This window comes from Acinetobacter sp. ANC5681 (assembly GCF_023488045.1).
GTDB lineage: Bacteria > Pseudomonadota > Gammaproteobacteria > Pseudomonadales > Moraxellaceae > Acinetobacter.
Window position 1 is genome coordinate 11,622 of record NZ_JAMFKZ010000024.1, and the last position, 22,209, is coordinate 33,830.

The window sequence follows — 22,209 nt, forward strand, 5'->3', positions numbered from 1 at the left end:
TAAGAGAACTATTGTTATTCGTATAATTTTAAAACAAGATATCAACTATTTAAAATTGTGATTTTAGCATTTTAAGCATGCCATTAATTCGGTTTGATTAAATTGCAAAGGGGATAATAATGCTAGAAGATGAAAATAACCAACAACTTGATCCAAAATATTCATTGCAGGTTGATTGTGCTTCAGCTTTGAATTTTGTTTTACAGCAAAATTCAGTTCCTCTGATTCGACAAATCCTAATCTCTTCAACTGAAACGATTTCTGGTTCTCGAATCGTTATTCGTTCTAATCCTGATTATTTCAAAGAACACACTATCAATATTGCGAACTTGGAAGGCAATCAATTCTTGGCTCTTGATAAGCCAAAATTAGTTTTTGATATCAAACTATTGCAGGAGTTACCTGAGAATCTTAAAGGCAGTATTGAAATCCTTTGGTTGAATGAAAAGGAAGAGATACTGGCAGAGCAGCGGGCAGAGATTGATTTATTAACCATTGATACTTGGGGTGGGGAACGCCAACCCATAGAATTATTGGCGAGTTTTTCACAACCCAATGCTTCAGCACTCAGCCCAATTTTGGTTAAGGCCAGTGAAATTTTAAAAGCAAAAGAACTAGGTTCATTAAGTGGTTATCAAGAGCGAGATAGAGATTCTGTGCTATCTCAACTGAATGCCTTATGGGAGTCTTTATTACAACAAGATATTCATTATATTGTTAACCCAGCAAGCTTTGTTAAATCGGGCCAAAGAATACGTTTGGCAAAGCAGATTTTTGACGAGAAGTTAGCATGTTGTTTAGACACGACAATACTTTTAAGTGCCTTGGCTGAACAAATAGGCTTAGATACTTTACTTATTATTGAAGAAGGACATTCGTATCTTGGGGTTTGGTTAAATGAGACGCCAAATGTTGACTTGATCATTGATGATATTCAAGCATTAAGAAAGCGTTATGATTTGGGTGAAGTTGTTTTTATAGAAACAACGCTGCTCACACAACAAGTAAAGTTTGCATCCGCACTTGAAACAGCAAAACAGTACATTAAAGATGAATCCCGCCAGCATAAGTTCTATCTTGCGATTGATGTTCGCCAGTCCCGGTTGCGTGGCATTAAACCAATTTCCTCATATCAGGATAAGAAAAATCATCTGGATGAAACAGAAATTGAATGGGCGCCTGCATCTATTCCTGTATATGATGTTGAACGTCCTGTAGAAAGTAAAGCCACGCGGGTTGACCGCTGGTTGCGCCGTTTGCTTGATCTAAGTCTCCGTAACAAGCTCTTAAACTTTAAGGACAATCGTTACAGCATACCCTTACAATGTTCTGAGTTAACACTGGGGAAACTTGAAGATGCATTGGCGAACCAAGAGGGTTTCTTATTTAAGGGGATTGATAGCATCTCGCTAAAAGATGTCCAGCGTGACAATGAAAGCCAACATATCAATCAATATGTTGATGATAGCCTGTCCAGAAAACTATTGTTTAGTCCACTTGATACACCCTTACTGGAAAAGCGCCTAATTGAGGTTTACCGTGCCTCACGTACTGCTTTAGAAGAGGGAGGAGCGAATACACTATTTCTTGCTATTGGCTTTCTGGAATGGAAAGAGTCAGAGCGTTCAAAACGCACTTTTAAAGCGCCACTACTACTTATTCCTGTGCAGATCACCCGCGAGACCGCTAAAACAGGTTATCGCCTGTATATGTATGATGATGAGCCTCGCTTTAATTCAACTTTATTACAATTATTAAGACAGGATTTTGAACTAGATATTTCGGGTTTAAACCCTTTGCCGGCAGATGATTCTGGGATAGATGTTAACCAAGTCTTACATATTGTGCGTAAGGCTATTGTGAATATACCAGGATGGGAAGTTAAAGCTGAGGCTGCCATTGGTCAGTTCTCATTTTCAAAATATTTAATGTGGCTTGATTTGTCTACACGAATGGATCAACTTAAAAATCAATCTGTAGTAAATCATCTGATTGAATCACCACGAGAACCATTCATTAAACAGGATGATTTTCCGCAACCCGCTCAACTAGACCAACGATATCAACCTCAACAATTATTTACACCGTTATCATCTGACTCGTCACAGTTAGCAGCAGTTATGTCCGCCGCATTAGGACGTACTTTTGTACTTTCTGGCCCTCCTGGGACAGGTAAGTCCCAGACCATTACAAATATGATTTCACAGTGTCTAGCAGATGGTAAATCTGTGTTGTTCGTTTCTGAAAAGATGGCAGCTTTAGAGGTTGTCTATCGTCGTTTGACACAGATTGGCTTGAGTGAGTTGTGCTTGCAGTTACATTCTTCCAAAGCGCAGAAAATGCAGGTTTTGGATCAACTGCGGGAAAGAGCACAGAAGAACAATGACCCATATTTTCTAAGTGCTCAGCTAAAGACAACAGAATGGCAAAAGTTGTCGGACAAATTAATCCAGTCTCGTGATGAACTGAATCAGCATGTAAATAATCTCCATACCGTACATGCGATCGGTTGGAGTCTGTATGCCGCAATGAGTGATGAACTTTGTTATCGGGATACACCACATCTACGTTTTCCTGAGATTGAAATTTCAACACTAACATCAGAAAAGCGTGAGTTGCTGAATAAGACGGTGACACAAGCAGTAAGCTTGCGTCAGCTAGTAAATGAAAATGCTAAAGACGTATTGGATGGATTTGCGGAGGGCTTGTCCGAACCTATCTGGAATCTGGCATGGCAGGAGCAATATCAACTATTACAGGACCAACTTGTAGGTCAGATACAACAATTACAAAAGTCTATTTCTGCTTGGCAACAGGTTTTTGGATTCAGTGAAAAGCAGAATCTGAGTCAGGTTAATCAGGATGTTGCGATTTTTAAAGCAATATCTAATCTGGTTCAGCAAACAGATTTAAAACTCTTAAATGCGATTAAAGATATCGATTTAAAAACCATTACCCAGACAAAACACTTAACGCAAGATCTTAAGCAACAGCGTTCTTCATTAGTAGGGAAATACCAATCTCAAATTTATCAAGCAGATTTAAGTCAAATTGGCTTTAAATGGCGTGAAGCAGAATCAAAAATGTTCCCATTTTCATGGTTTGCTAAATTCCAGCTGAGAAACTTAGTCAAAACTTATCAAGACTCAACTCAACGCCCAACAGCTTTGGCAGTTGCCCATGACTTACCAATCTTGCAGCATATCCAAAGCCAACAATTACAATTTACTGAATGTGAAAAACTGTTAGCGAGTAAGCTTGGTTCTTATTGGCAGGGTGAAGATAGCGCATGGCAAAGTTTTGAAGCTATTCACAATCAGTGGCAAGAAATTAAGCAGATAGTTGCGTTGTCAATTACTGATCAAGCAACTTTATTAAAAGCTGTAGAGTTTAGTAAAAATCATACTTTGGATGAGCTGACACAGAATATCGCTCAGGTGGAGAATACGTTTAGGCAATTGCTGAATGATCATGTCCTGAAGAGTGATACTGCGATTACCTCATATTCAGATATTGATTTTAATAAAATTATCGAAAGACAACAGCAGTTGCAGCAACACAGTTCATCTTGGAGACATTGGTTAAATTGGCAGGCTATAAAGAGCCAGTTGATTCAACATGGGTTAAAACCATTGGCATTTGAGCTTTTGAATGCCCCATTGAATGTGGATGATGCCCTAAAACGCCTGAATATTAATTTAGCGAGACACTGGATTACGCATCAATTTAGTCAGCATCCAGAGTTAAACCAATTTAACAGCCAACAACATGAACAGAAAATAATGTCCTTTGCCCAGCAGGATAAAGAACACCAACTTTCTGCAAGTCAGGAAATTATTCACCGTTGGAATAATATTTTTATAGAACAAAACCACTACAAAGGGCAATGGACTGTTCTTAACAAAGAGTTGGGTAAGAAACGCCGTCATATTCCTGTACGAGAGTTGATGCGTCAAATTCCTGATGTTTTAGTTGGCTTGAAACCATGTTTATTAATGAGTCCATTATCAGTTGCCCAATATCTGGACACAGAAGCAAAATTTGATGTAGTAATTTTTGATGAAGCATCACAGATTCCTGTATGGGATGCAATTGGTGCATTAGCGAGAGGTAAACAGTCAATCGTGGTGGGTGACAATAAACAAATGCCACCAACCAGTTTCTTCGGTAAAGGCGATTCTGAAGAAGAGGTTGATGAGGAGGTGACTGAAGATCTGGAGAGTATTTTGGATGAATGTCTTGCTGCTCAGTTACCAGAATTAGCTTTGAATTGGCATTACCGTAGTCGTTATGAAAGTCTCATTCAATTTAGTAATCAGAAATACTACAAAGGTGGTTTATTTACTTTCCCTGCACCTGTTGCTAAGGATACAGCTGTAAAACTACATGTGGTTGAGGGTGTATACGACAAAGGTGATACACGTACCAATAGTAATGAAGCAAAGGCAATTGTTGAATTTATTATTCAGCATTTACAGTCACAGTTAGGGCAAGAGAATCCTTTGACTTTAGGTGTGGTCACTTTCAATATGACTCAGCAGAAGTTGATTGAAGATTTGCTGGATAATGAATTGGCTAATCACCCTGAGTTAGAGACATTGAGTAAGTCAGGCATTGAACCTTTATTTGTTAAGAATTTAGAAAATGTGCAAGGAGATGAACGTGATATTATCGTTTTCTCAATTACTTACGCAGAAGACCGTGATGGTCGATTATCTATGAACTTTGGCGCGCTTAATCGTCAAGGTGGTCAGCGCCGTCTAAATGTAGCAATTACTCGCGCTCGTCAAGGATTACATGTTTTCTCTGCTTTGAGTCCTGAAGAAATTAATTTGGCACGCACTAATAGTGAGGGTGTAAGGGATTTAAAAGACTTCTTAGTTTTTGCTCGTAGTGGTCAGTTGCATTTAAATTATGCTGACCAAAGTAAACAGCAGGCTAAAAAAGAATTCCTACAGTACCTACAAACTAAGTTGCAAGAACAAGGCTGGAGTGTGGACCTTGGTATAGGTCAGGGAGATAGTTGTGTAGATATAGCAATTAAGGATAATTTGAATTCAGGTAGTTATCTTGCAGGTATTATAGTAGATGGTGAAAACTACGCTAAAGCAGCTACAGCAAGAGACCGTGATCAGCTCAGACCAACAGTATTAAATGGGTTAGGCTGGCAGGTATTATCAGTGTGGACAGTTGATTGGTGGCTGGATCCAGAGCAGAACTTAGCTAAATTGGTAAAAGAATTGGATGAGATCAAAATTAATCAACAGGTTGCTTAAATTGTCTGAAACCTTAGGGATGAAAAGCATGCTTTAAATCAACTCATTGACTTGGGTTGCATGGTCCATGCGAGTCGTAAATTCTATGAACTATATGTGACGGGGAAAAGTCAGATCAATGAACAGGCATTTTTAAGGGTCATCAGATTAAGTGCATTTTGATAATGAATAAAGCGCCGTTTGGCGCTTTATTCATCCTAGGGACCGCTCACCACCGAGTCCGAGAAGAGCGAGCAAAAAGGCTTTGCCAACCTGCTGATCGGCCTGTTCGGCGCCGTGCGCAATCCGCTGACTCATGCGCCCAAGGCGAATTAGCCCATGTCCGAACAGGATTCACTGGACATCCTGACGCTGGTATCGCTGATTCACCGCAAGCTGGATGGCACCACGAAATTAGCGGCCGTATCGCCATAAGGGAAAGACAAGAATGGACGAGGCGATCGTAGTCTTCTCTCGGAAAGGGATTTTCCAGACTACGATTGCCGCGCGTGACGTTCGCAGCCGGGAACATGCACGCAAGCTGTGGCCCCTGGTGTCTCCCGGCGCATCACGGCAGATGGTGACATGGGTCAGCCCCTCCTTTGAGAGCGGGAAGTTGCGTCGGAGATCCCACTTCCGCGTGCTTCCTGCCCAACACACCTTTAATCCGAAAGCGCACTTCGACGATGAAGAAGCCAGCCGGTGGCGCGCTGTGCAGGAAAGCCCCGAACACCGACAGGCGAAAGAACTTGTCGCTGCCGAACTCTCCCGACGCTTGAATGCCGGGCTTGCGATGCCGTGGGCGTTCAAAGATACGGATGCGTCGGACTATGCGCTGGAAGGCAACTTGTTGCTGGGTGCCGACCGGGTGGCAACCGAGCATCCTCTGGAGACGCCATTCGGCAGCAAATTCCGGCTCGACGTTGCCGTGCTCGGGCCGCCGGTTCAGGTCGAGCCGATGGTGCTTGGCGGCGTTGAAATCGAACTCAGCCACGCCTTCGACGGCCGCAAGGCGCTGATCGGGAAGTCGCTCGGATTTCCGTTGATCTCCATCGACATCACGGAGATGATGCTGGACGAACTCACGCCTGAGTGGGCACAGCGGGTACTGACCACAACCACGCGGAGCCACGAGCAAGGACGCCGGCAGACCTACATCTATCTCCACGACCTGCTGTACCACCTCTACGCGCAATTGCCAACGATGAGACGCTGAACAAGCTGGTGCGCTGGATGAACCTGCTCGCGGAGAAGCTAGAGTACCCGAAGGGTACGGTCGCCGTTGCCTTGGTCAATGGAAAGAACTAACAGTCGCGCAAGATGCTGGAACGCGCGGGACAAGTCGTTGGCCCCGACTGGAGTGAATTCAATGACCAGCGCTGCTTAGGGCTGACCTTGCCGCGCCCCAAAGGCCCAGCCGATCTCCAAGCCCATCGCTTCCACATGACGATGGCGCGCATCCTGCTGTCGCACACTGATGCGCACGTTAGCTACAAATACTGCAACTGCGTGGACAACAACCACCCCGAAGAAGACGTGTGGGTGGCGCATCGCTGGATTGCCGACCTGAAAACCCATACCCGGCACCGCGTATTGCCGGAGTCACCTTGCGGGCAAACACTACAACGGAGCCAGGCGCCTGTTTGCTTGTTGGACAGTTCTCAGTCCGTCGTCGGTTTTGGTGCTCTTTTCCGCGGAGCCGAAGAAGGCAAAGACGGCAAGCACTCGAATAGGCGTTCTGCATAGACGAACCCCATCCGCCTGACTGCGCTCTGATCGAAATACAGTAGCCAAGCGGCCAGTAACGCCAGCGAAATGAGCAGCGTTAGGCCAGCAGCCAGCCCCGGATCAGCAAAATGCACAGGGTCAAAATGTGGAGGCGCAACCTGCAAGATTTTTGCAATCAGCAATCCATAAAGGATACCCAAGAGGCACGACAAAATGCCAACAGGTTTCATCGCTAACATATTGCGATGGAATCCGTATGCAATATTCTCTTTGAGTAGGAGCTGCTTGTTGGAACGGGTGAGTTCACGAAGTCGCTTGGTTGCCCCAATGTAGGTATCGTCCGCCTTGTCCTGATCTGCTGATTCCTCCTCTGCGTTCGGCATGGCAATACCCAGCTTAGCTGTAATCGCGGTGTGATATCGCTGCTTGCTGACGCTATCCAGAAATTTGTCGCGATGGCGCAGGGCTATGGTTGTTGGCATTCCGCCCCATTTTTTCACTAGGGATTCTTCCAACTTTTTTCCCCGCCCACGGGCTACGCTTGCGAGTGCATAAATGGCACCGCAGCCACCCAGCAGTCCAATCACGCCTGTAAGTACCGGGTGCTTTGCGCCGTAGACACACAACAAGGGAACGAGCAGCGGCAAAGCTACAAGAAGTCCTGGAATTACGCGCGCCTTGCGCTCGTAGGGGTCTTTGACCAGTTCAAAAATATTCGTCATAGGTGCTTAGCTTTGGGCCGACAAGGCATCAATATAGGGTTGAATTTCATCGCGGTTTTTCAAAGTGATCTGCTGCGCGAGGGGGTCGGGTGCTTCCTTGGTATGCAAGCCCAAACGCCTCAGTGTGTAGTACAGAAACGCTTGGCGGCATGGAAGTTTGACCTGTCCACCCTCCATTCCATAGTCCAACTCCAGGACTCGTTTCTTGGCAGCGGGTAAATCGGGATGCGGTGCAAGCACCAGCGTCAATACAGTTTGCCAATGCGAATCCTGGCTGGCGTCCACTTGGCTCGCCTCGAAGCCATCGATGCGCAGGATTCGGGCGAGGACGAAATCGCTGAAGCGCTGGCGCTTATGGCAAAACGCGCGCATGTGCCAGCGAAAACCGTCGTTGCCCAGAGCGTGCGGCGACAGCAGACGAACCGATTCGTCCAAGGACGTCATGGACTGGTAGCTCACCCAAATGGCTTCCTGCTGCCGAATTGCCCGGACCACTGCTTCGACGGTTTGTTCATTGATGGTGCGCCAAGGGGACGGTGCCCAATCTGCCTCAGGCGCTGAGCCAATAAAGCTGGACGCTGGTTCGATGACGCCCATCTTGGTGGCCAGCAGCTCCGCTAGATAGTGTTGCACCGAACTTCGCTGGTAAAGCGGGTGAAAACTCGGTGCTGCCGTGTAAGTCTTGGAACTGCGGTCATAAATCAGGTTGTTCGGCGCTAACTCCGTGTACTTGGCAATGTCCAGTGAGGCCTGGGGAATCGATATGCCGAAGTGCTCGGTGAGATCCATTCGATTGATGCGCCGCTCCCAGCGCAAACGGAAATCGATGAATTGAAGTCTGCTCTCTAACCCCCAGCTTAGCCCTTTGGGCTCAGCGGGATCGGCGGCAGTTACAGGAGGCTCTTGCATTATTTGCGCCTAATAAGTAGACGGATATAAAAAATAGTCGTACATTAACTATACGCGATCATCCTTCGGTCGTCTACCCGGAGACCTCAATGCCCACAACCATCACCTTTTTCCCCGTCGACAACGGGGACATGACACTCATCAAGTTCGGCGATCTTGACGCGACGACCCTGCTGATCGACGTAAACATCAGACAAGATGCCGATGATCCTGGGAAGGACGTGCGCGATGTCGCCAAGGATCTGCGCGAACGACTGAAAAAAGACGAGAACGGCAGGCCATATGTCGATGCCTTTTTGTTGAGCCACCCGGACCAGGATCATTGCCGTGGGCTGACGCGGCATTTCTACCTGGGACCGCTGGACAAGTACCCGGATGACAAGAAGGACGACAAGGACAAGAAAATCGTGATCCGGGAGATGTGGTCGTCTCCCATCGTGTTTCGACGCGCAAGCAAGACGCACACTTTGAGCGACGACGCCAAGGTATTCAACACGGAGGCGCGTCGGCGGATACAACTGAACCGCGACAAGAACTTCGCCGTCGGAAACGGCGACCGCATCCAGATCATGGGCGAGGACATCGATGGAAAAACCGATGATCTCACCTCGATTGTGCGGAAGGTGGACACGCGCTTCTCGACGATCAACGGCAAGAGTTCCGCATTCTTCTCTGCGTTTCTTTTGGCCCCCCTGGATGCCCAGGACGACGAAGAAGAGGAAGAGTGCCTGGTCAAGAACCAGTCCAGCGTGATCCTGAACATCACGTTAGCCGCTGATGCTCAGACGCCGGATGGCGCAAAGTTCCTTACTGGTGGCGATGCTGAGGTGTTCATCTGGAACCGCCAGTGGCAGCGCCACGAGACCGAAGCCGATGTACTTGAGTACGACATCATGCAGGCACCGCATCACTGTTCTTGGCATTCGCTGTCCTATGACAGTTGGTCCGACTACGGCGAGAAGGCCAAACTCGATGCCGATGCCCGCAAGGCGCTTTCGCAGACCCGTGACGGCGCCGTCATCGTCGCCAGTTGCAAGCCGATTGCAGACGACGACAGTGATCCACCCTGCATCCGCGCAAAGCGTGAGTACGTGGCGATCGTAGACGAAGCAAAGGGCGAGTTCTATTGCACGGGCGAGTACCCGAGCGAGAAATCCTTGGAGCCCCTCGTTTTCACCGTCACCGCTCAGGGAGTGCAGCCGCCCTCGAAGAAGGAGTCCGGATCGAAGGCCGCTGCCGTGATCACCTCCGCGCGCACTCCGATGCCGCACGGGGCATCATGACGGGCGCCATCGCTGACGCACTACATCAACTTCAGCGGCATCGGGGCCTGATTCGCGTTGGCGAGCCCAAGGCAAGCGGTGCATCGACGCAAATAGAAGTCGATGTTGCCGTCCAACTGCCAAACAGGTCACGGCGTAACGGCGTCTCCGAAACCGGAGTGCGCGCTGTCGAGACATGCGTGCTGGTATTCGGCAGTGATTGGCCCCTGTCCGCGCCCAAGCCTTTCTTGCGTGCGGACTTTCCGCTCAATTTGCCGCACATCAACCCCCATCGCGAAGGTGAGCTGGTCTCGCCTTGCCTGTTCGAGGGGTCCTTGGACGAACTGCTGCATCGGTTTGGTCTAGACGCCATTGTCGATCAGTTGGTCGATTGGCTGCACAAGGCTGCGGCCGGAACATTGCTGGACTTGGAACAGGGGTGGGAGCCGACGCGCCGAGACAGTTGTCCTTCGACCATTGTATTCAGTGCCGAAAAGGTTGCGGCCTCCGCACCTGCTGACGGCACGATTCTGGTAGTTCCCGCAGGCTACGTGACGATTGATGGCGGGCTATACGCCATCCTCAATGCCGAACTGACCGCACAAATCGATGCAGTGTTCGTCCATGATGTTCACAACGACAAATTGGGCAAGTGGGGAAATGGCCATACTGCGGCCTTCATTGCGCGGGCTCCAATGACCGACGGCCACCCGCACATGGTCGGACGCTACCAACCGGAGACGGTTGTCGATCTCGCGACGCTGCTTGATCTAGCAGCGGAACTTGGCATTGATCGCGACGCGTTGGCCCAAGGCTTGGATGGTTATTACGGACGCTCGATCCTGGATATGCAGCAGGACTCGCGCGGCTGGGTGCATGGCTTGTACGCGATTGTAATTCTGACGGTACAACGGCCAGCGTCGCTTGTGGGTTCACCAGGGAGAAGTGTCGAGGTATTGCCCTACGCGGTGCGCTATGAACTCAACGCTAAAGCGCTCCTGGAGCGAAACGCCACGGTTCACCCAGCCTTTCACGCGCATGCGTTGTCTCCTGAGTTGCTAGCAAGGACATCCGGCATTCCACCAGCAGCCACATCGCAGCCGCTAGTCATACTCGGCTGCGGAAGTGTGGGATCGAAAATCGCGATGCAACTGGGGCGAGCAGGTTTCGGCTCAATGACTTTCGTCGACAACGAGTCCATGTCACCTCATAACGCGGCACGGCATGCACTCATTGAGCGGACATCGGTACTGGTCCCACCTCGGAAGTCGGCGCGGATGAAGACGGCCTTTGAGGAGCTGTCGCATCTTCAATCGCGCGCGTTCGACACCGACGCCGTGACCCTTCTGGTCGATCCGGCACAGTTCGCCACAGTCATTCCGCAGGATGCGGCTCTCATCGTGGATGCGACGGCCTCACTTCAGGTGCTGGCCGCAGAAACACAATCAGCAGTACTGAACCAGTCTCCTGCCCGCCTGGTACGGATCGCGATGTATGGTCAGGGCCGCTGTGTCGCGGTTTTGCTTGAAGGACCTAGTCGCGCCGGTCGGGTTGACGACCTCACGGCATTCTTGTTCGAGTGCTGTCGGTTTGTGCCGGAACTGCGGGCATCGATTGCTGGGGATACGTCGGAGCCGACGCGCATTTTTGTGGGCGACAACTGCCGTTCACTGACGATGCCAATGTCTGATGCCGTTGTTTCGCGTTCTTCGTCACTGGCCGGTCTGCAACTGGAACGCTGGCTCGTTGGCGGGCTTCCGAAGGAGGCGATGCTTTGCACCGGGATCTCGGATGCCGAAGGCCTCGGCATGGCATGGACCCGCGCCAGTCTTGGCCCGACCACTGTGCTCGACGTAGCTGATGATGGTGGCTGGAACATTCGGATTCTGCACCCAGTCGTGCAAGCGATCCATGCCGATGCGCTGCACTGGGGCGCTCTGGAAACAGGCGGAGCCTTGGTCGGCCGCATCTCGTTTGAAAATCGAACCATCACCATTGCGGGCATCGTGGACGCGCCGCCTGACAGCATTCGAGAGGCCGCCTGCTTCGTCCTCGGAACGGATGGACTTGTTCAGAATTTGCGTGCGGCAAATGGAGCCTCTTTAGGGTATCTCACCTTCATCGGAACTTGGCACAGCCACCCGAAAGGCGGCCCACACTCGGGCATAGACCGAAACACATTGCGCAACATCGCCGAGGATGCTGGTGGTCTTCCCGCCGTGTCGTTGGTATGGACTCCGACAGGACCCACATGTGCGGTGGATCGCTGGTAGGGGTAAAGCCACCAGCACTTTATTGGCATAAAACAAGAGGGATGTATGGCTGACTACTTCGAGATCGATTTTCTTGGCGTCGAAACAGCAAAAAGCGGAGATGCGATCACGCTTCGCTATTCTGTGAATGGCACTGAGGGCGTGCACGTCGTTGACGGAGGATATCTGGATACGGGAGATCAGATTGTCGAGCACCTGAAGACCTACTACGGAACAACAGTCATCGACCATGTGATTCTCACGCACCCTGATCGCGATCACGCAAATGGTTTGCGAAAAGTTCTAGAGCAGTGCACGGTCAGAAATCTTTGGATCAACAGGCCGTGGATCTATGCAGATCAGTTGATTGATCGATTCGAGACCTATGAATCGGTTGAGGCGCTGAGACGGAAGTTGCGCTCCATCTACGATGCCACGGCAATTCTTGAGGATCTGGCGGTAGAAAAGGGAATTCCAATCCATGCCCCCCTTCAGGGGCAGAGCATCGGCCCCTTCACTGTGATGGCACCAACCCTGGGGCGCTATTTCGACCTGATTGTGGACTCCACGAAGACACCGGAGGCTGTTGAAGAAAGTGCTTTGGACAGCGCGTTGAGCGGCATATTCCGGGCAATGAAGGCCGCGACCGCCTACATCAAATCCCTGTGGGGCGAGGAGTATTTTCCGCCTGAGCCTACCAGTCGTGAAAATGAAATGAGTGTGGTCCAGTCGGCTGTCCTGAACGGTCATCGTGTCATGCTTACTGGCGATGCCGGGCGTGAGGCGCTGCAAGAGGTTATTGACTACGCGCCATTTGCCGGACTCGCGTTGCCAGGCATTCGGTATTTTCAGGTGCCCCACCATGGCGGGCGGCACAATGTCTCGACTGAAATTCTGGACCAACTGGTTGGTTCACGGTTGGACAGTATGCCGATCCAGCATACCTGGAATGCCATTTGCAGTTCTGCCAAAGCCGATGAGGATCACCCGCGGAAGTCCGTAATTCGCGCTGTATTACACCGGGGTGGGCACTGGGCGGCAACCGAAAGCAAGAATCTCCGCATCGGGGCGGGCATTACCCGCGATGGTTGGGTATCAATTCCTCAAGCGGAGTACCCCGAAGAACAAGAGAGTTGAGTCTATGAATGCGATGTCGCTCTCTGAGTTACCAACTTCAGTGCTCGAACTCCACACATGGCCGTGGTGGCGAAGATATTGGAATCGACCGCCGGAACTGGTTCGGAAGCGGTGTGAAGCTTGGTGTGAACTATTGGAGCTTAGGGAGGCGGCAGGAAAAGGCGTGCGCCTCAACACCCCAAAATCGAAGATTTTTGATGACTCACGCCGTCGATGGAGCATCCTGGATAAACTCGACCGTGGCAACTTTACTTTGCGGAGTCGCTTTCCGGTCTCAGCCTGGGGCGCTAAGGAGGATTTTCCAAAGTCCACATGGATCGCTAGTGCAAGTGACGATGGCGCCTCACTTTGAATGCGACGCAAGCGATATAGAGGGCATCTCCTCAAGTAAGTCAGCAGGCATGCCGCACGAAAATGTGGATGTCTTTGGTGCCTACTATATTGATGAGCAGAATCGATATGCCAGAAAAGGAAAGCCCTCGCTCTGACTGGATGATGCGAGCTTAAAAGAGCTTTGTTCACATGGCGAAATCCGGCTAATGCACGGACGTGGCTCCGACACGTTTAGCGTGCGAGCTTGGGATGGCCGTTTTTCCTTGATAACAGTGGCGGATCTCACCATCTTGCGGGCGCCGTGCATGTCGCCACGCGCATTGGCGCGAGCATTCACCACGCCTCGAAACTCTATCTCTACCAGCTCAACCATTTGACTGTGCAATGGCTGCTCGATGGATTTCATCTGGTATTGCTCCCCAGGTATTTGGATGGACAGATGCTATGGACTGTGAAGAGCTTGGTAGGTTCTGGTTCGAACATGGAGTTCCCACCTGTACTGGGCGAAGGTTCGCTTTTGGCGTTCCCTCGGGGTTCGCAAATCGCCGAGTGCGTGATGGCAGAACTATTGAGTCAGGGGCACCACGATTTAGGCAATGATTTAAGGGAGGCACTGGCTGCGTAACAGCAGTTCTTGACTGAATCGACGACTCCATGGACAAAGCAATTTTCATCTCCAATCTGCTGACAAGGATGTCTATGAATCACAGATAGTTGGATTTCATGGCACAGTATCTATTCTTAGTAGTAATATTAAAAAATTAACCTTTAGGTTGAATATTTAATCCTATATGTTGAATAAAAGATAAAGTTAATATAAGATTGGTTAATACTGTAAAAAGTATTTACTCTTTCAATAATGAATGAGTAACGCAATAGGGTTACGAAAATGTCTAAACTAACAGATTTTGGAAAAGCGATTAGGAAACTTAGGATTGATTATGATACCAATCTTAATGAACTAGCGACTTCAATTGGCGTTAGTTCAGCTTTCTTATCAGCTGTGGAAACAGGAAAAAAGCCAATAAGTGCTGAATTAATTACAAAAATTACAAACGCATTAGGTTTAAGTAAAGCAGAGGAAAATTTGCTTACACATGCTGCTAGTCAAAGTGTTGATAATGTTACTGTTCGAACAAATAGCCCAGAAGAAGCAGAAATTGCTTTGATGTTTGCTAGACGAATTCAAGACGATACTTTGAATATGGCGCAACTTAGAAAAATTCTTGAGGAGAATTGATATATGACATCTGGATGTATGCCTAGAGGTGTTAAAGTCGCGCCTTTAAGTAAACAAAGCATAAAACAAAAAGCACTCATTATTCGTGACAAGATTTTTAAACTGTCACTAAATCAGTCAATAGATTTAAGTCGAGGCTTAGAACATCGATTGCATGAATTAGGTGTCATTTTAGAAGTCTGGGAAATTGAGGATATGCCTGATGTTGAGGCTTTAACTAATCCAGATGCTATGACTATTATTCTTCGTGCAGATACTTATGATGCTTTATGCGATGTATCTGATCCAAAACATTGCCGTGCGCGATTTACTGTAGCACATGAAATAGGGCACTTAATTCTTCATGAGGGTTTTGCCTTAGCACGTGGTGCAGTCAGGCATAAACATTATGAAGATTCTGAATGGCAAGCTGATACGTTTGCGGCAGAGTTACTGATGCCAACACAAGCATGTATTAATTTGTCTATTGAAGACATTCAAGAAAAATTCAAAGTTGGTTATAAAGCGGCTAGAAATAAATTTAGTTCTTTAAAATGAAAAAACTGATATGAAAGCTATCTTTCATATCAGTTTCGGATAGTACACCCAAGGGCTATTCGGCTTACTCAGATGACTACTATAAAGCGTGAGAACTTCATTGTAGATCATTTAAGTCAGCTTTTCAAATCTCCTTGGGAGAGGAGGTGAGCTATGTGCTTAAGAAATTAGGTACTCAAGAACCGCCGAAAGGCATGAAATGGATCTTTTGTAGATTCCGTAAAGTACGAGGCAATTCTGGCAAGGTGTTAGATGCGCATGAGTATGGTTATGAGGCATGGGCTTTTTTAGTTCCATGTGCAACTTAAGTGATCTGGTGCACAGGCATTCGTGCTTGTGTGCTTTCTAAAATTAACAATGGAGTATTAAATATGTCTAATTACTTAATCAATCACAAAAATTGCCCTGAATGTGGTGGGCGTATCAAAGGTTATTATTATTACTGTGGCCGTTGTGGGAATCAGGATGTCGTAAATTGGAAATTTACAGGCATATTCCTGATGATTGCAGGTGCTATTTTCTTTCTTGTTATGTATTTCTCAACAAAAAAAATCTGTGAAAATACCTTTTTCTCGCAAGCTATATTCTGCAATTTTTTTTAAATAATTTATAGGTTGAGTATTAACATGTTTGAAGGATTCATACCTAATTATTCATGTTTATTGCATGCTAGAGATCTTGAAGGAAATATAATCGAAATCCATTTTTTTTCGAAATATACGCCAGAGCAAGCAATTGAAAAAAGCAAAGATTATTGGACTTATGATCTTATAAGGTTTATAGATTTTCCGACTCCTCAAAGATTTGAGTGGGGGAAAAAGACTATAGTCCATCCATTGGATAAAAAAGAATATACTGTTATATATAAGTAGGTTAGGAATGAAAGTTAAAGATTTAATTGAAAAATTAGAAAAGTTTGATCCTGAATTAGAGGTTTTAATTGCCAATGAGGATGATGAGATCATTGGCCTAAACAACATGGTACGATTCTTTGATGTCAGTCATGTTTCTTCTGTTCATGCGGAAACACGAAGAAATGATGTAGAAAGGAATGTTGAATTTACATTCGTAGGAATGCCAACTAAACATTCTAGAGAGTTTATTTTCATTGATGTCGTTTCACAATTTTAGAATTTTTTTTTGAAATTACTTATAGAAGATTGTATGAACAATAATTGTGAAAAATGTACTGTTTTATCTATAGATAGTATGCCGTTAGGCTGGAATACAATAGTAAAAGAAGATTGGGTTGACGATCTAAGTGGCGGTACGGAATGGAAGCAATTTGAGTGTATCCATTGCAAATCTATTCATAATATTAAGTATCGTGATGTGGGTGCTAGTCGCTCACGTTGGTTTTTCAAAAATGAATTGCCAAAATACTTAGGATTTAATGATTAAATTCATGCAAAAATCTGAAAGAAAAAAGCGCCGTTGGGTGCTTTTTTTAATTGTTCAAACCCTTCCTATGATCCTAGACACCTAATTTCAGGGCGATTGCAGCTACAGACTTGTGTGAGGTTGAAAGTGCATAATCAATTGCTTGCTTTTTAAATTCTGGACTAAAGCCTTTAGCCATTTTTACATCTATAAAGTTAACGTTACGTTATCTTTAGAAGTAAGCATTGTCCATATGGGCTGGGCTAGGATCAGTATAAGACTTATTTAACATTGATCACAGATAAGTAAGTTGTTGGGAAATTAAATTAGAGGTGGTACTCATGATGGTTACTAAAACTAAAATATTTTCAATAATAAACATATAAAACAATATATTACAAATATATATGATGCGTAACATACGCATCATATATAAAGCTTTCTATTTTGATATAATTGATCCAATCAACCACTTATTAGGTTTCATTTAAATTCCATGAGTCTTACTGAAATTAAAGTTCGCCAAGCTCATTGCAAGGAAAAAACCTGTTTTTTATCCGATGAAGATGGGCTTAGCCTGAAGATTGAGCCAAGTGGAAGAAAATCTTGGTGCTATCGCTATACAGATCCACAAACTAAAAAACGTCGACGCATTCAGTTAGGTCTTTATCCTGATTTATCGCTGAAAAAGGCACGACAAGTCAGAGATGACTTTAAAGACAATGATTTCTGTTTTGAACATGATACTGCCTCTAATGTCATCACCTTTGGTAAGGTCGGGGAGGAGTGGTTACAGTTCAAACTGAAAAATGCCTTCAACGATCTACCCCGCTGTGGTGTACTACAGTTAGCAGAAAGATGCTTACAGCAAGATATTTATCCAGACCTTCAGGATTTACCTTTTCAAAACATCAAGCGTTATGACCTGGTTTCAGTAATCAAAAAAATAGAGGGACGCCAAGTAAAAGAACCTGTCAAGAAAGCTTGTAGTTATTTGAACCAAATTTATGACTACGCTGTAGCGATGGGTTATTGTGAATTCAACATCGCTCATGGTTTAAATAAAATCGCCATTAACAGTAAAATCAAGAAAAATTATCCGTATTTGAAAGCGGAGGATATATCTGATTTTAAGTATAAATTACAAAAATTGGATGCCCATCCGATTATTAAAAAAGCACTGATGTTTAAATTATATACTGGAGTGCGAGGGGCTGAATTGTTATTGTCTGAGCCTCATCATTTTGATTTAAATGAAAAAATATGGAAAATACCTGCCTTGCATATTAAACAGTTTCGACGAAAAGTCATATTAGGCCATGAGATTCCAGATTTTTTAGTTCCACTTTCAAATCAGGCTTTAGAGATTTTGAAAGACGTCATGCAGTGGTCATACGGTGAAAAATACCTTTTTGCTAGCCCTCGCAAACACAATCAACCGATTCATTTTAATACTCTAAATATGGCCATACGTAAGATGGGGTATGGCAAACATCAACTATCTTCTCATGGATTACGTTCTACTTTTAGTACCATTTTGAATGACTCAGGTTTGTTCCAAGATAATTGGATTGAGGCACAACTTTCACATATTGATAAAAACCGTACCCGTGCCAGCTATAATCACGCTGACTATTTAGCCCAGCGGACTGAAATGATGCAGTGGTGGGGTGATTATTTAAGTACTAGTAAGTGAAAATCGTACTTTTATACATAGACTTAAAACATTATGGGGTTTCAAATGGATAGTAAACAATATACTTGCCGTGTTACATGGTCAGCAGAAGATAATGAGTATGTTGGGTTGTGTGCTGAGTTTCCATCATTGTCTTGGCTTGATGCGGATCAGTCTAAAGCATTCTCAGGAATAGAGGAGCTCGTTGCTGATGTTGTCGCTGATATGATTAGCAATAATGAAAAAGTTCCTACACCACTCTCCGGGAAAATATAGTAGGCAGTTTGTTGTCCTTGTTCTCAGTGGTTCAACAAAAACTAGCCCTCGAAGCCGCAGAACGTGGCGTGGACATAAATTGTTTAGTATCAGTAAAAAGAGCGATGTAATTTTAGTACGAGTGAGTGATAGAGCAGGAACTTATGCTTCATATATTCAGTAAATGGTATGTTTTTGAATTAATAGGTATTTTTAAATAAAGCTTTCTTTGATTTAGTGCTTTTTATTTAATAAATTAATTTTAAAAACAACTTAGGCTAATTGATAAACACTATCTGGAAAGATTAAAAGAAAATATTTTTTAATTTCTGCTAATTCATTTAAGGCAGGTTCCCTTTCAAGCAGTTGAAATGTCCAAATAAGTACAGCCTGATGATTATCATAGCAAGTATTTACTCCAAGAAAATTAGCCATTCCATAACTTCTATTGATGTTCATTTCTTTAATTAATTGATTTCCTAAGTCACGAGCTTGCTGGCTGATCAATAACTCATTTGGTAACACGGCGGTCATCTCCACAAAATAATCTAATGCAGGTTCAATCCTTATATTTAAAAAGTTATAATTTAGTTGAAATGGATAAAATATACTTTCTATAAGTTGTAATAACCTGCTGTAGGTTAATTTTAGCAAAGTATTACTCAGTCAACAACTTCAAATAACCCACAGCAAGTTATTTTTTGTAAATTAATTTAAATATGATTACTTGTAAGTTATCTAGCCTCATGGGCGATAGAAAAATTTTAAAATTAAGTGAAGTGGTGCATGCAACAGGTATCAATCGCAACACGCTCACAAGTATGTATTATGACCGTGCTGTACGTATTGAATTACCAGTCGCCGATAAGTTGTGTAAGTACTTTAACTGTACGATGAATGATTTGTTTGAGTTTAAGGAAGAAGTTGAAGAAAAAGATTAACTTAATACTTCGTTTGATAAGTTTTTCGAAGAAAAAGACTAGCCAATACTTAGTTTGATAAGTTTTCCCTACAGGTCTAATACTGAATTTTATAAAGCTTCATCGAAAACATATATTTACTTTATTATTTATATAAAGGAATCAATCGAATGATAGAGGTATTTTTCTTATACCTTAATTAATCTGAATCGCGGATAAGAAATTAACAGAGATGGATCCGGAAATTTGAACAACTGCTATAAGTGATATTCTGCTCCTCAAATGATGTTATAAACATCAATATATGGAGTATTTTATGGCACGTAGACCAAGAAGAAATCATTCAAATGATTTTAAAGCTAAGGTAGCACTTGCTGCGATTAAAGCAGAAAAAACACTTGCTGAATTGAGTTCTGAGTTTGATGTTCATCAAAACCAAATTATTGACTGGAAAAATCAATTAATCTCAGCTTCCTCGCAAGCTTTCGATCAATCAAAAGCTCCATCAGAACCCCCCATTGATCTTAAAAAGTTACATGCAAAAATCGGTGAGCAGGCATTAGAAATTGATTTTTTAGAAGGTGTGTTGAAGAAACTGGGCCGCTTCAACCACAAAAGTTAATCGACGACTCACTTCAGATTTCAGTATCTAAGCAAGCTAAGCTGCTGAAAGTCTCCCGTGGTTGTTATTATTATCGCCCAAAACCTGTTAGCTCATCAGATCTGAAACTGATGCGGTGTATTGATGAATTACATATGCAATATCCTTTTGCAGGCAGCCGTATGATGCGTGATTTGTTGAATCGTCAAGGGCATCATATAGGACGACGTCATACACGTACTTTAATGAAGAAAATGGGTATTCAGGCGTTATATTGCAAACCAAATTTAAGCCAGGCGAATCAAGCTCACCGTAAATATCCATATCTGCTCTAAGGGTTGGCTATTCAGCGCAGTAATCAAGTGTGGTCTACGGATATAACGTATATCCCTATGGCAAAAGGCTTTGTTTATTTATGTGCTGTGATTGATTGGCATAGCCGCAAGGTACTTGCGCATAGGGTATCGATTAGTATGGAGGTGGATTTTTGTATTTCGGCTTTAAATGAAGCGATTGAAAAATATGGTCGACCTGAAATATTGAATACAGACCAAGGCAGCCAGTTCACCAGTGATGCATTTATTGATGTATTGAAATCAAATGGCATTCAAATCAGTATGGATGGTAAAGGTCGATGGGTAGATAATGTGATGGTTGAACGATTATGGCGGAGCGTTAAATATGAAGAGGTGTATCTCAAAGCTTATAGCAGTGTCACAGATGCGAAAAAGCAATTGAGTGCATATTTTGAGTTTTATAATCTGAAACGACCTCATTCGAGTCTAGACAAAATGACACCAAATGAGTTTTACTATGATCAGCTACCCCAACAAAACAAGGTGGCTTAACTAGAGTGGAATATCACTTATAAATACGCTTTTAGTTGTTCAAACAAGTGGGACCACCTCTGTTTTTCAATTTTCATGGTCTAAACTCCAAAATTGTGATGCGCATGGTTGTACGCTCGTGAGTGCTTTACATTTATTTTTGAGTGCTTGAATTCGTAGGTCGTGAGTGCCGTTGATTTGCTTCTGGCGATAAAGTAGCTGATTACGACTGCAATCGATTAACTTAGCGAGTAGGTCTCGAGAAAGACTGCATCTGGGTTTGTCATAAAGCTTTTGATTCACATCGTAAATTGCTTGTTTCGATAGAGACTGATTTAAGTTATGAAGTAGCTTATCGGGATTAAGAGCCTGTGGATTGATCTTGAGCTCAGTCATCAACTTAAAGAGTGTGTTGCTGAGTTGATATTGAACCTGAATGAGGTCTACATCAGCTTCTACAATGCTTCGAGCTTTGATTCGAATATTTTGTTGTTGTGCTATATAAACAAGAAGAAAGTTATCTGTTGCGAATAACTCAGCTGGAGCAGGTGCAGTAGCAGATATTAGGCTCACGTCATGTTGAAAGTGTGTTGGCAGTTGCGAGGCATTTAAAATCTGAGCGTAGCTTTGGTAAATTTTGAACAGAGGCGGGTAAGGACGGATCATGACCTCCTTTGTATAAAACGGTCTTTTATTGGCTAGCTGAGAATTTGCTTTTGTAGGCTTCATTTATTCGCCCTCCTGATTTTTTTAACTTAGATCAAGAAGTACAAAAAACTTTTAATTTTTATAAAAAGATCAAGAAAGTGGTTATAAATGTGGGCGGTTTTTGATGAATTTGAGAGGCTCAAAGCGGGTGGGAAATAGGGTGTATTTGGAATTTTTATTTTAAGTTATTGATTTTATTTGATGTGAATGTGGCTGGTTTCTTCGTGTTTTGTATTATCTCTGTGGTAGTTTAAATATGGCCCAAGGTATTGATGATGCTTTAGTAGAAAGGCGAATTCAAACATGAGGTGCGACAGTTTCAAAAGCCATATGATAATCAACAAGCTGAGCAAATTTCTCTAATGGTGTAAGCCAATCTAACGCCTTTCTAGGACGAGTATTCAGTGACATGGCAACTTGATTTAAATAATGCTGATCTGCCTGATTTAAATCAATCCCTTTAGGTAA

At 44.6% G+C, this 22,209-nt stretch carries 21 protein-coding genes and 4 pseudogenes; 18 read left to right on the forward strand and 7 right to left on the reverse strand.

The genetic code is table 11. The annotated features are described in order from the left end of the window. Window positions 1-119: 119 nt before the first annotated feature. From proA to M5121_RS12530, 4 genes and pseudogenes are all read left to right on the forward strand, one after another. Window positions 120-5,276, forward strand: coding sequence for an anti-phage protein ProA (proA, locus tag M5121_RS12515; protein WP_104442400.1), 5,157 nt, complete (start codon window positions 120-122; stop codon window positions 5,274-5,276). A gap of 213 nt (window positions 5,277-5,489) precedes the next feature. Next, window positions 5,490-5,591 (forward strand): annotated as a pseudogene (locus M5121_RS15865) (TIGR02391 family protein); the annotation flags it as partial. Window positions 5,592-5,594: 3 nt separating this feature from the next. Then, window positions 5,595-5,690 (forward strand): TIGR02391 family protein, encoded by a 96-nt coding sequence (locus M5121_RS12525; RefSeq protein WP_228130596.1) that lies wholly within the window; start codon window positions 5,595-5,597, stop codon window positions 5,688-5,690. Between the two features lie 13 nt (window positions 5,691-5,703). Next, a complete protein-coding gene (locus tag M5121_RS12530) occupies window positions 5,704-6,471 on the forward strand; it encodes a hypothetical protein (RefSeq protein WP_016165495.1) in 768 nt (255 codons plus the stop codon). 167 nt (window positions 6,472-6,638) lie between these two features. Here M5121_RS12530 and M5121_RS12535 read toward each other — a convergent pair whose 3' ends face one another. The 3 genes from M5121_RS12535 to M5121_RS12545 form a co-directional block, all read right to left on the reverse strand. Beyond that, on the reverse strand, window positions 6,639-6,833 hold the full coding sequence (locus M5121_RS12535; protein WP_228130595.1) for a hypothetical protein: 195 nt from the start codon (window positions 6,831-6,833) through the stop codon (window positions 6,639-6,641). Window positions 6,834-6,916: 83 nt separating this feature from the next. Further along, entirely contained in the window at window positions 6,917-7,705 is a 789-nt protein-coding gene (locus M5121_RS12540) for a hypothetical protein (RefSeq protein WP_016165493.1), read from the reverse strand. Window positions 7,706-7,711: 6 nt separating this feature from the next. Then, the gene (locus M5121_RS12545; RefSeq protein ID WP_016165492.1) at window positions 7,712-8,614 is read right to left on the reverse strand and encodes a BrxR family helix-turn-helix transcriptional regulator; all 903 of its coding nucleotides are present in this window, start codon (window positions 8,612-8,614) and stop codon (window positions 7,712-7,714) included. Between the two features lie 89 nt (window positions 8,615-8,703). Here M5121_RS12545 and mblB point away from each other — a divergent pair, with 89 nt between their 5' ends. From mblB to M5121_RS12595, 10 genes are all read left to right on the forward strand, one after another. Further along, window positions 8,704-9,897 carry an anti-phage 6A-MBL system MBL-fold protein gene (mblB, locus tag M5121_RS12550; RefSeq protein ID WP_016165491.1) on the forward strand — a complete coding sequence of 398 codons (1,194 nt, stop codon included), beginning with the start codon at window positions 8,704-8,706 and terminating at the stop codon, window positions 9,895-9,897. Beyond that, window positions 9,894-12,149: an anti-phage 6A-MBL system cap2_3 protein gene (gene cap2-3 / locus M5121_RS12555; protein WP_016165490.1), complete on the forward strand. Its 2,256-nt coding sequence runs from the start codon at window positions 9,894-9,896 to the stop codon at window positions 12,147-12,149. The genes mblB and cap2-3 overlap by 4 nt, the downstream gene beginning before the upstream one ends. Window positions 12,150-12,194: 45 nt before the next feature. Then, window positions 12,195-13,265, forward strand: a complete 1,071-nt coding sequence (locus M5121_RS12560) for a ComEC/Rec2 family competence protein (protein ID WP_016165489.1) — start codon at window positions 12,195-12,197, stop codon at window positions 13,263-13,265. A gap of 577 nt (window positions 13,266-13,842) precedes the next feature. Continuing rightward, entirely contained in the window at window positions 13,843-14,223 is a 381-nt protein-coding gene (locus M5121_RS12565; RefSeq protein WP_026441230.1) for a DUF6685 family protein, read from the forward strand. A 264-nt stretch (window positions 14,224-14,487) separates the two neighbouring features. Then, on the forward strand, window positions 14,488-14,838 hold the full coding sequence (locus M5121_RS12570) for a helix-turn-helix domain-containing protein (RefSeq protein ID WP_016165486.1): 351 nt from the start codon (window positions 14,488-14,490) through the stop codon (window positions 14,836-14,838). A 3-nt stretch (window positions 14,839-14,841) separates the two neighbouring features. Beyond that, the gene (locus M5121_RS12575) at window positions 14,842-15,375 is read left to right on the forward strand and encodes an ImmA/IrrE family metallo-endopeptidase (protein ID WP_016165485.1); all 534 of its coding nucleotides are present in this window, start codon (window positions 14,842-14,844) and stop codon (window positions 15,373-15,375) included. A gap of 146 nt (window positions 15,376-15,521) precedes the next feature. Beyond that, window positions 15,522-15,683, forward strand: a complete 162-nt coding sequence (locus tag M5121_RS12580) for a hypothetical protein (protein WP_155757786.1) — start codon at window positions 15,522-15,524, stop codon at window positions 15,681-15,683. 318 nt (window positions 15,684-16,001) lie between these two features. Next, window positions 16,002-16,247 (forward strand): hypothetical protein, encoded by a 246-nt coding sequence (locus M5121_RS12585; RefSeq protein ID WP_016165482.1) that lies wholly within the window; start codon window positions 16,002-16,004, stop codon window positions 16,245-16,247. Window positions 16,248-16,254: 7 nt separating this feature from the next. Further along, a complete protein-coding gene (locus M5121_RS12590) occupies window positions 16,255-16,506 on the forward strand; it encodes a hypothetical protein (protein ID WP_016165481.1) in 252 nt (83 codons plus the stop codon). Between the two features lie 9 nt (window positions 16,507-16,515). After that, window positions 16,516-16,776 (forward strand): hypothetical protein, encoded by a 261-nt coding sequence (locus M5121_RS12595; protein WP_143225732.1) that lies wholly within the window; start codon window positions 16,516-16,518, stop codon window positions 16,774-16,776. A 76-nt stretch (window positions 16,777-16,852) separates the two neighbouring features. On the opposite strand, the pseudogene M5121_RS16010 reads toward M5121_RS12595, so the two are convergent. Further along, window positions 16,853-16,954, reverse strand: a pseudogene (locus M5121_RS16010) (transposase); the annotation flags it as partial. A gap of 297 nt (window positions 16,955-17,251) precedes the next feature. Between M5121_RS16010 and M5121_RS12600 the strand changes: the two are divergent. Continuing rightward, the gene (locus tag M5121_RS12600; protein ID WP_032073122.1) at window positions 17,252-18,451 is read left to right on the forward strand and encodes a tyrosine-type recombinase/integrase; all 1,200 of its coding nucleotides are present in this window, start codon (window positions 17,252-17,254) and stop codon (window positions 18,449-18,451) included. Window positions 18,452-18,484: 33 nt separating this feature from the next. After that, entirely contained in the window at window positions 18,485-18,706 is a 222-nt protein-coding gene (locus M5121_RS12605; RefSeq protein ID WP_005403786.1) for a hypothetical protein, read from the forward strand. A 252-nt stretch (window positions 18,707-18,958) separates the two neighbouring features. Here the strand turns inward: M5121_RS12605 and M5121_RS12610 are convergent, their stop codons facing one another. After that, on the reverse strand, window positions 18,959-19,210 hold the full coding sequence (locus M5121_RS12610; RefSeq protein ID WP_004658363.1) for a hypothetical protein: 252 nt from the start codon (window positions 19,208-19,210) through the stop codon (window positions 18,959-18,961). 194 nt (window positions 19,211-19,404) lie between these two features. Here M5121_RS12610 and M5121_RS12615 point away from each other — a divergent pair, with 194 nt between their 5' ends. Both M5121_RS12615 and M5121_RS12620 read left to right on the forward strand, forming a co-directional pair. Next, on the forward strand, window positions 19,405-19,626 hold the full coding sequence (locus M5121_RS12615; RefSeq protein ID WP_004658364.1) for a helix-turn-helix domain-containing protein: 222 nt from the start codon (window positions 19,405-19,407) through the stop codon (window positions 19,624-19,626). 283 nt (window positions 19,627-19,909) lie between these two features. Continuing rightward, window positions 19,910-21,054: pseudogene (locus tag M5121_RS12620) on the forward strand (IS3-like element ISAba14 family transposase). 66 nt (window positions 21,055-21,120) lie between these two features. Here the strand turns inward: M5121_RS12620 and M5121_RS12625 are convergent. Then, on the reverse strand, window positions 21,121-21,762 hold the full coding sequence (locus tag M5121_RS12625) for a hypothetical protein (RefSeq protein ID WP_005265722.1): 642 nt from the start codon (window positions 21,760-21,762) through the stop codon (window positions 21,121-21,123). 276 nt (window positions 21,763-22,038) lie between these two features. Next, window positions 22,039-22,209: pseudogene (locus M5121_RS12630) on the reverse strand (IS30 family transposase); the annotation flags it as partial.

What these genes read in the sequence shown, in the direction of transcription:
- M5121_RS12525 (WP_228130596.1), top strand. Translation starts at nt 5,595, where the DNA reads ATGTCCGAACAGGATTCACTGGACATCCTGACGCTGGTATCGCTGATT.
- M5121_RS12570 (WP_016165486.1), top strand. Translation starts at nt 14,488, where the DNA reads ATGTCTAAACTAACAGATTTTGGAAAAGCGATTAGGAAACTTAGGATT.
- M5121_RS12545 (WP_016165492.1), bottom strand. Translation starts at nt 8,614, where the DNA reads ATGCAAGAGCCTCCTGTAACTGCCGCCGATCCCGCTGAGCCCAAAGGG.
- M5121_RS12575 (WP_016165485.1), top strand. Translation starts at nt 14,842, where the DNA reads ATGACATCTGGATGTATGCCTAGAGGTGTTAAAGTCGCGCCTTTAAGT.
- proA (WP_104442400.1), top strand. Translation starts at nt 120, where the DNA reads ATGCTAGAAGATGAAAATAACCAACAACTTGATCCAAAATATTCATTG.
- M5121_RS12600 (WP_032073122.1), top strand. Translation starts at nt 17,252, where the DNA reads ATGAGTCTTACTGAAATTAAAGTTCGCCAAGCTCATTGCAAGGAAAAA.
- mblB (WP_016165491.1), top strand. Translation starts at nt 8,704, where the DNA reads ATGCCCACAACCATCACCTTTTTCCCCGTCGACAACGGGGACATGACA.
- M5121_RS12530 (WP_016165495.1), top strand. Translation starts at nt 5,704, where the DNA reads ATGGACGAGGCGATCGTAGTCTTCTCTCGGAAAGGGATTTTCCAGACT.
- M5121_RS12585 (WP_016165482.1), top strand. Translation starts at nt 16,002, where the DNA reads ATGTTTGAAGGATTCATACCTAATTATTCATGTTTATTGCATGCTAGA.
- M5121_RS12615 (WP_004658364.1), top strand. Translation starts at nt 19,405, where the DNA reads ATGATTACTTGTAAGTTATCTAGCCTCATGGGCGATAGAAAAATTTTA.
- M5121_RS12560 (WP_016165489.1), top strand. Translation starts at nt 12,195, where the DNA reads ATGGCTGACTACTTCGAGATCGATTTTCTTGGCGTCGAAACAGCAAAA.
- cap2-3 (WP_016165490.1), top strand. Translation starts at nt 9,894, where the DNA reads ATGACGGGCGCCATCGCTGACGCACTACATCAACTTCAGCGGCATCGG.
- M5121_RS12625 (WP_005265722.1), bottom strand. Translation starts at nt 21,762, where the DNA reads ATGAAGCCTACAAAAGCAAATTCTCAGCTAGCCAATAAAAGACCGTTT.
- M5121_RS12540 (WP_016165493.1), bottom strand. Translation starts at nt 7,705, where the DNA reads ATGACGAATATTTTTGAACTGGTCAAAGACCCCTACGAGCGCAAGGCG.
- M5121_RS12535 (WP_228130595.1), bottom strand. Translation starts at nt 6,833, where the DNA reads ATGGGTTTTCAGGTCGGCAATCCAGCGATGCGCCACCCACACGTCTTC.
- M5121_RS12605 (WP_005403786.1), top strand. Translation starts at nt 18,485, where the DNA reads ATGGGGTTTCAAATGGATAGTAAACAATATACTTGCCGTGTTACATGG.
- M5121_RS12590 (WP_016165481.1), top strand. Translation starts at nt 16,255, where the DNA reads ATGAAAGTTAAAGATTTAATTGAAAAATTAGAAAAGTTTGATCCTGAA.